Source organism: Actinotalea ferrariae CF5-4, from assembly GCF_000603945.1.
Lineage (GTDB): Bacteria > Actinomycetota > Actinomycetes > Actinomycetales > Cellulomonadaceae > Actinotalea > Actinotalea ferrariae.
This window is the reverse complement of sequence record NZ_AXCW01000516.1, coordinates 1-918: the sequence shown is the minus strand read 5'-3', so window position 1 is coordinate 918 and position 918 is coordinate 1. Positions and strand designations below refer to the sequence as shown.

Below are 918 nucleotides of genomic sequence, written 5' to 3'. Positions count from 1 at the left end.
CGTCGTGCGCGGTGCCCCCCACCGCGTCAGTCATCGTTCTCGTCGGCAGCCGTTCGGTCGGTATGAGCCGTCTGGTGCAGATTTCTGTCGGGCGGTGCCGCGCAGCGCCGCGCACCGTGGGCGACGGCCGCCGCAGGACGCAGGGGCGTCATCGCGGCGGGGCTCCTGACCCCACCCAGCACTCAGTGCAGTACCGACGGGTCCGGGTGAGCGAGGTCGGCCTGGGCGCCAGGCGGGCCCCATGTCGCGCCGGGTGTCGTGGTCCTCAGGAGAGTGGTCGTCGACGTCGTGATGAGCCGGGCATCGCCCCAGGTGGCGTGGTCCCTGGTGGTGCCGTCGCCCGCGTCGGTGACGACGAGACGGATCTCCGTGCGGCCCGTGACTGCGACGGTCACCGTCCTCGGGCCCTCGCCGCCGCGCACCGTGCCGGTGTCCGCGAGCTTCGTCGAGCCGGCCCAGACCTGGAAGACGACCGACCCGGAGGCGCCGACGTGGGAGGGCAGGCCCACCTCGGTGGTGAACCTCGAGGCGCCGTCGACCGGGACGACGACCTCGGACGCGGCATGGGCACCCAGGCCTCTGGTGTAGGGGGTGCCGGCGATGTCGAGGGTTCCACCGTCGCCGGTCTCGGCACCGCCGTTGTCCCGGTCCCTCTCGACGGGCCCCCACCCGTTCCTCAGCGTACGGAAGGCGGTGTCGGAGACGTAGGTCGTCGTCGCGGTCCTGGCAGCCGTGGTGGTCGGAGCAGGTGCCCGCTCCGGCGCGGGAACGGGAGCGGGAGCGGGAGCCGGTTCCGAGGGTGGTGCGGGGGCAGGCTCGGGCTCCGGTTCCGGAGCGGGCGCCGGCACCGGGGCTGGTGCCGGCCCCATGACCTGGACCACGGTGTCGGGGCTCTGGGTGACGTGGAAGTTGGCGAAG

At 73.6% G+C, this 918-nt stretch carries 1 protein-coding gene; it reads right to left on the bottom strand.

Features of this window, described 5'->3' with window-relative positions; genetic code table 11:
* Positions 1-182: 182 nt before the first annotated feature.
* A partial coding sequence (locus tag N866_RS19115; RefSeq protein ID WP_034229884.1) for an NPCBM/NEW2 domain-containing protein occupies positions 183-918 on the bottom strand: 736 nt, incomplete at its 5' end.